Source organism: Atribacteraceae bacterium (genome assembly GCA_035477455.1).
GTDB lineage: Bacteria > Atribacterota > Atribacteria > Atribacterales > Atribacteraceae > DATIKP01.
Window position 1 is genome coordinate 1 of the sequence record DATIKP010000028.1, and the last position, 8,360, is coordinate 8,360.

8 protein-coding genes are annotated in these 8,360 nt (G+C 58.5%); all 8 read right to left on the minus strand.

Annotated elements, in window-relative coordinates; all coding sequences use genetic code 11:
- On the minus strand, positions 1 to 245 hold a 245-nt coding region (locus VLH40_01420; GenBank protein HSV30668.1), incomplete at its 3' end, for a sugar transferase.
- Positions 242 to 1,165, minus strand: coding sequence for an NAD(P)-dependent oxidoreductase (locus tag VLH40_01425; protein HSV30669.1), 924 nt, complete (start codon positions 1,163 to 1,165; stop codon positions 242 to 244). The genes VLH40_01425 and VLH40_01420, both read right to left, overlap by 4 nt.
- A complete protein-coding gene (locus VLH40_01430; GenBank protein HSV30670.1) occupies positions 1,155 to 2,279 on the minus strand; it encodes a glycosyltransferase family 4 protein in 1,125 nt (374 codons plus the stop codon). The genes VLH40_01425 and VLH40_01430 overlap by 11 nt, the downstream gene beginning before the upstream one ends.
- A 119-nt stretch (positions 2,280 to 2,398) precedes the next feature.
- The gene (locus tag VLH40_01435) at positions 2,399 to 3,391 is read right to left on the minus strand and encodes an NAD-dependent epimerase/dehydratase family protein (GenBank protein ID HSV30671.1); all 993 of its coding nucleotides are present in this window, start codon (positions 3,389 to 3,391) and stop codon (positions 2,399 to 2,401) included.
- Between the two features lie 30 nt (positions 3,392 to 3,421).
- Positions 3,422 to 4,741, minus strand: a complete 1,320-nt coding sequence (locus VLH40_01440; GenBank protein ID HSV30672.1) for a nucleotide sugar dehydrogenase — start codon at positions 4,739 to 4,741, stop codon at positions 3,422 to 3,424.
- 21 nt (positions 4,742 to 4,762) lie between these two features.
- The gene (gene asnB / locus VLH40_01445; GenBank protein HSV30673.1) at positions 4,763 to 6,712 is read right to left on the minus strand and encodes an asparagine synthase (glutamine-hydrolyzing); all 1,950 of its coding nucleotides are present in this window, start codon (positions 6,710 to 6,712) and stop codon (positions 4,763 to 4,765) included.
- Positions 6,713 to 6,748: 36 nt separating this feature from the next.
- On the minus strand, positions 6,749 to 7,000 hold the full coding sequence (locus VLH40_01450; protein HSV30674.1) for a hypothetical protein: 252 nt from the start codon (positions 6,998 to 7,000) through the stop codon (positions 6,749 to 6,751).
- Positions 6,978 to 8,099 (minus strand): hypothetical protein, encoded by a 1,122-nt coding sequence (locus VLH40_01455; GenBank protein ID HSV30675.1) that lies wholly within the window; start codon positions 8,097 to 8,099, stop codon positions 6,978 to 6,980. The genes VLH40_01450 and VLH40_01455 overlap by 23 nt, the downstream gene beginning before the upstream one ends.
- Positions 8,100 to 8,360: the final 261 nt, after the last annotated feature.

Here is an 8,360-nt window from a genome sequence, read left to right on the forward strand (position 1 = left end):
GCAAGGAGAATGTCTTTGGCCACGTTCGGTGTAGTGCAGTACATGGTCCGGAACTTGAAAATCAAAAACGCGCGGTTTTCCCGTCCCACGCGACGCTGCCGGAAAAAAATCGGACCCGGGGAATCCCGCCGGATCCACATACTGACCAACAGGATGAGCGGTGACAGGATCACAAGTCCGACCAGGGATATTACAAAATCAAAGGTCCGTTTGGCCGTACGATAACCAATCCCTTCCCCCTTCACTGAAGAACTCCTCTGCTCCGCAGTGCGGTGATTTCGGCCTCCAACCCTTCCCAGAAACCGCGGGGATCGTATCCGAAAGCCTCCCGGGCGGGGGTGTTGTCAGTCACCCGGTCTTCGGTACTGCGTAACACCTGTTCTTCCGTCCAGGGCACCAACCGACCCATCCGTTCTCCCAACCGGGCCAGAGTGATCCCGGCCTGCACCGGTAAACGCACGAAACGGACTTTTTTTCCCAGGACTGCACCGACCGCCTCCACAAACCGCCGGTAGGAGAAGGACGCCTTCCCTCCGGTATCGTAGAACCGCCCCCACACCTCGGGGTACGCCAGAAGTGAGACAAGCGCCCCGGCTACATCCTGGTAGAAAACCGGTTGGACCAGGGCCTCTCCGGAGCCGAACAGAGGAAAAAAAGAATGACGGGACAGGTGACGGACGAGAAGACTCACGTTACGGTTCCGGCCATCCCCGTAGATCATGGTCGGCCGGATTGCCGCGTACCGGATCCCGGTCCGTTCGCAGTATTCGATCATCCGATCCTCCAAACACCGGTATTCTTGACTGGCCACGGAAAAGCGGGAATGCACCGCCGCCGTATTGACAAAGAGCCCCGTTCCGACTCCCGAACGCTCCATCGCCTCCAGCACCGGTATCACCCGGCGGATGCCGGCGACATGGACCACAAGATCGACATCCCGCAGCCACTCCGGGGAAAGCGGGTCGCGATCCAGGTCACAGTGGATAAACTCAATAGGTAGGTCCCGCAGAGAGGAAGCGTCTCTTTCCGGACGCACCAGGCACACGATACGGAAGTGGCCCGCGGCCGCAATTTTCCGCAGGAAACACTCTCCCACCGGGCAGGTCCCGCCAGTCACGAGCATCGTCGATCTCTGGCCATCCCGGTGTTTCATTTCAACCATCATGCGACCCCAGCCCCATCGTGCGCATCAGAACTTGGTTCACCTGCCTGACATCATACTTCTCCTCGGCGATTCGCCGGGAAGCCTGACCCATTACCAATATCCGTTCCGGGTTCTGGAGAAAGAAGTCCATCGCCTCGACCAGTTTCGTGACGTTTTGTACCGGGACCAGCCAACCGTTTTCTCCGGGGCGAACCGTCTCCCGACAACCCGGCGCAGCGGTGGTAATCACCGGCCGTCCCACGGCCATGGCCTCGAGTACCGAGCGGGGAGTGCCCTCCCGGTAGGAGGGGAGGACAAAAACGTGGGCCCGTTCCAGGAAGGGACGTACATCGCGGGTTTCCCCCAGGTACCGGATAATTCCCTCCCTGGACCAGTTCTCGACCTCCTCTCTCCGTAACGCCGTAGGATTGGGATCGAGCGGTCCGAGCATCTGGAAGTCCGCTGCGGGATAACGTCTTTTCAACACTCGGGCGGCCGCGACAAACTCCCCGATCCCCTTGTCCCGGAGCAACCGAGCAACCAGGAGAAAGGTCAAAGGCGGCGGCGGGGGGGGGACCCAGTAAAAACGGTCAAGATCCACCCCGGAACCGTTGACCAGCACCGGAGGCGCTCCTTCGGGTAGCAGACCAAGTCGGACAAAGAGGTCCCGGTCGTCGGGATTCTGGAAAAACACCGCTCGATTCAACCGGAGGGAACGCCGGTACATATTACACACCAGCGCCGTGACCATCATCCTCTTCCAGTCGCCCGCCCCGAAGGCATACCCCAAACCGGTGATCATCGAATAGATACCGGGAACCCGGCAGGCTCCCGCCGCCTTCGACCCGTAGATGACCGGTTTTACCGCGTACGAAAACACTATCTCCGGGCTTTCCTCCCGGATTATCCGAACCAGGGAACGGAGGGTGCCGTAATCGTGAAGGGGATTTAGCCCGGTTCGCTCCAGGGGATACTGCCGGTACCGCGCACCCAGGGCTTCCAGGGCTTCCCCATATCCCGGTTCCGGACCCAGGGCTACCACTTTATGCCCGGCCTCGGTCATCGACCGAATGAGAACCCCCCGGAAGTTCACGAGAGTCGGCGCGTAATGGGAAACGACGAGGACTTTGGCCACACCCTCATGCCTCCTCCGAAAAAGCACAGTGAACAGTGCATAGTGATGGGTGAGCGGTGATCAGTGATGGAGGAAACTTCTTCATCGCTTCATTGCTTCCTCCCATCCGCGCTTCTTCCCTAACACCGCCCGGGGAACTCGTCCAGAGACAGTGTTTTCGCAAAGCCGCGGTGTTCCAGATACCACTCAACTGTCCGCCGCAATCCCTCACCGAGAGAAACCTCCGGCTGCCAGCCCAAAAGCTCCCTGGCCTTACCAATATGGGCCCAAGTGGCGGGAACGTCAGTTCGGGGAAAATCCCGGTGTTCGATCACTGCCTGCTTCCCGGCCAGCTTCTCGATCCGACCGATCACTTCGTTAAGAGTATGGGGGCTATCCGAACCCAAGTTGACAGTTGCAAAGCCCACTCTCCGCAATGCCGCGACGGTCCCCCGGGCGACGTCCTCCACATAAGTGAAGTCCCGGCTCTGGGTTCCATCTCCGAAAAGCACCACCGTCTCCCCCTCAGCAATCCACCTGATAAAGCGGAAGATGCTCATGTCCGGCCGTCCGGCCGGCCCGTAGACAGTAAAATACCTCACTACCGATACATCGATCCCGTACAGATAATGCCAGGTGTAGGCCAGTATTTCCGCTCCTTTCTTGCTCACCGCATAGGGGGAAATGGGAGTGTTGACCGGGAGTTCCTCCCGGAAGGGCATTTTTTGCCCAGCGTATAGTGAAGAGGTCGACGCGAGGACAAATTTGGGCACTCCGTATTCCCGGCTCAATTCCAGCAGATGGAGAGTGCCCATCACATTGGTGGCCAGGTAACTTCCCGGATCGCGTAGACTGGCCCGGACCCCCGTCCGAGCCGCCAGATTCACCACCGCATCGAAGGCTCCGCCTTCTTCAAAAACCTTCCGCAGGGATGCCCTGTCCTCGATGTCTCCCCGAACATCCCGTAACCCCACCTGATCCCGCAAGCGGGCCAGCCGATACTCTTTCAGGCGGATGTCGTAATAGTCGTTCAGATTGTCGACCCCCGTCACTGTATGGCCATCCCGCAAGAGTCGCTCCGTCACGACGCTTCCGATAAATCCCGCGCAACCGGTCACCAAGTAGTTAGACACGCAAGCCTCCCCAATCATCCTTCTCCTGCCTCATAATCTCCAGTACCACCCCGCCGCCTCGGCTTTTCGGCGGTCGCATGCCCCCTTGACATCCACGAGTACCGGGACCCCCCGGAAGAGGGGCAATAGCGCGTCCACCCCATAATAGGGCGAGAATTCCCGATGCCGAACCGCCAGGACTACCGCATCGTAGGGTGCCTTTTCCCCGATCTCCTCAAGAAGAGTTATCCCATACTCTTCCTCGACTTCACTTTTCAAGACCACCGGGTCGAACAGTAAGGGATCAACCGCAAATTCCCGCAATTCCCGTTCGATGTCGATTACCCGGCTGTTGCGGACATCCCGGACGTTCTCCTTGAAGGCCACCCCCATGATCAGAATCCGGGCGTTTTTGATGCCTTTCTCCGCCCGCAGCAGCAGTTTCACCGTCTGTTCGGCCACATAGTTGCCCATGGAATCGTTAATTCGCCGTCCAGCCAGGATTACCTGAGGGAGATATCCGGTCTCCTCCGCTTTATAAGTTAGATAGTAGGGATCCACCCCGATACAGTGCCCCCCCACCAGGCCCGGCTCGAAGGGAAGGAAATTCCATTTGGTCCCCGCCGCTTCCAAGACTTCCCGGGTATCCAATCCCAAACGGTGAAAGATGATCGCCAGTTCGTTCATCAGAGCGATATTCAGGTCCCGCTGGGTGTTCTCGATAACCTTGGCCGCCTCCGCCGTTTTGATGCTGGGAGCTCGGTACACCCCCGCTTCGATGACGCTTCCGTATACCCGGGCCAGCAGCTCGAGCGTTTCCCCGCAACAGCCCGCCACCACCTTAACGATACGCTCCAGGGTATGGTGCAAGTCTCCCGGATTGACTCGCTCCGGTGAATACCCGACCCGGAAATCCCGGCCATGCCTGAGACCCGACTCCCGTTCCAGGATGGGGATACAGACCCCTTCAGTCACTCCCGGGTAGACGGTCGATTCATAAACCACCACTGACCCCTGGGTGAGATATTTCCCCACTATCCGGGAGGCAGACGCGAGGAAGGTAAGATCCGGGTTGCGGTGGTCATCGACCGGTGTGGACACGGTGATAATCAACAAACGGGCGGAATGCAATCTATCGGGCTGGGACGTCCATTCGACGGATGAGGCGGCAAGAACAGCGGGAGGCACTTCTTTGCGCCGGTCCTCTCCCTCGCTCAGCTCAGCGATTCGGGACTGATCTCGGTCAAACCCGATGACCGAAAACCGTTTGGCCAGAAGTAGCGCCAGGGGCAACCCCACATATCCCAAACCGACTACTGCTATTCGTTCCCGGCCGGATGAAAAATCGTCAAATCCGGGGAATAGATTCATACCAGCCTCCCATGTCATCGTTTATCCCCAGCGTGCCAGCCAGGCCTCGAACATCAACACGCACCAGAGCTGGTGCTGGCCAGGGCTTTTTCCGGTCAGGTGGTCCCGCCAGACCTGCCGGACCGGCTCAGGCCGAAAATATCCCTCCCGTTTCAGCCGTTCCTCGGCCAGGAGGTCTTCCGCCCAATCCCGCAAGGGTCCCCGCAACCAGCTAGCGAGAGGAACGGCAAAACCCATTTTCGGACGCTCCACGAGGTCCCGAGGAACATATTTGTCCAATACTTGGCGTAGAATCCACTTGCCTTTTCCTTCCCACACCTTCAGGTGCATGGGAAGGGTCCAGGCGAATTCCACCACCCGGTGGTCCAGGAGTGGGACCCGGACTTCCAAACCAAACCCCATACTGGCCCGGTCGATCTTGCTGAGAATATCTCCAGGCAGATAAGTCACAAGATCGGCGAGCATCATCTCACCAGCTACGCCGGCTGTCCCTTCCCCGCGCCACCCCAGTACAGGAGATTGGTTCTCTCCAGTGACTCCAATCACCACCGCCGCGGGGTCCCTCCACTGAGAGACCAGCCGTTGATAGAGTTCCCCGGGAGACGTTACGTCCAGGACAGAGGCGAGTTTCCGGAATTTCTCCGCCGGTTGGCGCTGCCGATTTTGGCTCTTCAATAATGGGTCGAGCACCTGGTACGCCCCATGCATCAGGCGGGGAGACAGTCGGGAGAACCAACCACCGGCCATTCGGCGGATCCCGAGAGGCAGGCCGGAGATTCTCCGCCACAGGTCCGGTCCGAAGACATGGCGAGTGTAGCCGGCAAACAGCTCGTCACCCCCGTCACCGGATAGGGCGACAGTGACCGACTCCCTGGTCAGGCGACAAAGCAAAGCGGTGGGAATCTGGGAAGAGTCGGCGAAGGGTTCGTCGTAGAGTTCGGGAAGAGAGGGGATGAGCGAACGGCTCTCCTCCGGGGTCAGAATGAATTCGGTATGGTCAGTCCCCAAGTGGCGGGCCACTCGGCGGGCGGAGGGGGCTTCGTCGTACTCCGTTTCCGCAAAGCCGATGGTAAAGGTCTTGACCCGGCCAGGGGAGGCTGTACACATTTTGGCCACCACCACCGACGAATCGATCCCGCCTGACAGCAGGGCTCCCAGGGGAACGTCGGCGATCATCCGCAGGGCTACTGCTTCATCGAGCAGCACATCCAAGGCTTGGACAGCCGCTTCCCCGGTCCCGACAAAGGGGTTGGAGAGTCCCCGACGGGCAATTTCCTGGGCCGACCAGTAGGGGCGGGGTTCGGACCACTCGCTCATTCTTTCAAAATGCACTCTGACTATCGTGCCGGGTGGGAGTTTACGAATTCCCCGGTAAATAGTCAGCGGTTCGGGAACATAGCCTAAGCGTAGAAAGCGGGCCAACCCCTCCCGGTCAATATCGGCCTGGAAAGTGGGATAGGCATGGAAGGCTTTCAGCTCGGAGGCAAAAACCAGCGTCCCTCCGGCAGAGCCGTAATAGAGTGGCTTGATCCCCAACCGGTCCCGCACCAGGTACAGTACCCGTTCCTCCCTGTCCCACAGGGCAAAAGCGAACATGCCCACGAACCACTCGAGCGCCTCCTCCACACCCCAGTGCTCACAGGCCTCAAGCATTACTTCGGTATCGGAAGAGCCCCGCCAGACAACATTCGGTAATTCTTCCCGAATCGTCCGGTAATTGTACGTCTCCCCGTTATAGACGATGATCAGGCGGCCACTGTGGCTTACCATCGGCTGGCGGCCTTCCCGCGAGAGATCGAGGATGGCTAAACGCCGATGACCGAGCGCCACTCCCGCTTCCTCATCCACCCAGCTTCCCCGGTCATCGGGCCCGCGGTGGACCAGCGTCCCGGCCATTCTTTCCACCATCGTCTCATATTCCCCGGGAGGAAAGGCTTTTCCTACATCAACGAACCCACAAATTCCGCACACAACCGCACATTCCTCTCCGCAGCAATTTGTCTTATATCAACGGCGTAACGACCGCCACCGGATAAACCCGGTAATTCCCAGGGCCACCAGGAGCAGGAGGGGACCAAAGCGCAAGCGGTACAGCGTCCCTACATTCGGAATAGCCAGGGCAAACGGTAACATCATACCGAGCGAACATAGCCCCACCACCCACAGCTCGAGCCGATTCCTCCAGAATACCAGGGTAAAGAAGAGGCCAAGCAGGCTCGCATATACCACCACCATTTCAAACCCGGAAACCCGGCGCATGAGGGTATTGGCTTCGAGCGTCCCCCTCCTCAAGCCAGTGCCGGGGAAAAGGTGACAAGAGGGCGATCTGGAAGGCGCGGGGCGTATAGAGAGCTAAATCCCAGGCGTTGTGAAAGGAGACTTCCTCATCGATCATGCTTCCGCCAGTGGGGTAAGTTTTAATAATATAATTTTCCCTAACGATAGAGATGGAATAAAGGCGGGAATCCAAGAACGCAGGAACCAGCCAAGTCCTGCGCCAGAGAACCTCTGCTACTGCTACTGTATCAACCTCCATCCCCTCCCAGTTCACCAGAGGATAAAGGACCCCGCACACCATCCATAGATAGAGAAACGAGACTGTCAAGTGCTTTCGAACACTTGCCAGTTTTCTGCCTCTCCCCAGCAGCCACCCGCTTACCCCCAGCGCCAGGAGAAATCCAAGCACGAAAAGAAATTGGACAGCATAGGGCCGGACGATCCAGACCAGACAGCCACCGGCCGCAACGGCGCTCAGGTTCAGGAGTCGTTTCCGCCAATTTGGTGGTTCAGCAAGGCCGGCGGTCAGGTTGACCCACCCCAGAATGAAGCAGAAAAAACCGGCGATGAAGAAGCCGTCCTTGTGGAGTGAGGCGAGCCAGGTAAGCGTCGAGGGGAAGAAAAAAAAGGGAAGCACTCCCCACAGAGCTTTTCGCCAATCGGGAAGCAGTCGCTGTAGGATCAGCAACAAGAGCACGGCGGAAGTGGCATGGAGGGCCGCATTAAGGGGAAGCACCATAAAGGGACGGGGAACAGTCAGGGCATAGATGGCGGCGGCAATTCCGGCCGGGGCCTGGTTGGCGGGGCGTAGTGTCCAGGCCGACCACCCCTGTGCCCGGATGGCTTCACTCAAGTCTACCGCGAGACGATGAAAGAAAAGCCAGTCACCCCCCACCCGGAGGCCATCCCCAGCATGAAAGCGGAGAAAGAAGCGGGGTAGGAGTACGAGCTGAACGACCAGGGCCACGGCGAAAAAGAGCAGCCACAACACGGCGTAGGGGGTCTGCCGTCTTTCATTCTCGGCAAAGTCGATGGCCGCCAGATTCGATCCGCCCAGACCTGTTCCGTACAATCCCTGCATCACCGTCCTCCCTCCAGGATTTTCCATTTTGCCTTTCCAAAGGCTCTTCGACCAAATTATATCCTTTGTTTCTTCTCCGTTCTATTATGGATAGCTCTGGCCACATACCAAACGATGCCGAGGAACGCGCGTGCGACCACAAAACCAGCAGAAAAAGACCTTCACATTCTACGACAATACGCCGTGCCGTATTGGAAAAATTGATTTTGCTGCAAAAACTCATTTCAGCAAGACCCCGTTGCCATCAGCCCCGCCTCATCT

Bases quoted from the DNA above. Each gene is read 5' to 3' on its own strand.
- VLH40_01425 (HSV30669.1), bottom strand. From the start codon at position 1,165: ATGATGGTTGAAATGAAACACCGGGATGGCCAGAGATCGACGATGCTC.
- VLH40_01440 (HSV30672.1), bottom strand. From the start codon at position 4,741: ATGAATCTATTCCCCGGATTTGACGATTTTTCATCCGGCCGGGAACGA.
- VLH40_01450 (HSV30674.1), bottom strand. From the start codon at position 7,000: ATGCGCCGGGTTTCCGGGTTTGAAATGGTGGTGGTATATGCGAGCCTG.
- VLH40_01455 (HSV30675.1), bottom strand. From the start codon at position 8,099: ATGCAGGGATTGTACGGAACAGGTCTGGGCGGATCGAATCTGGCGGCC.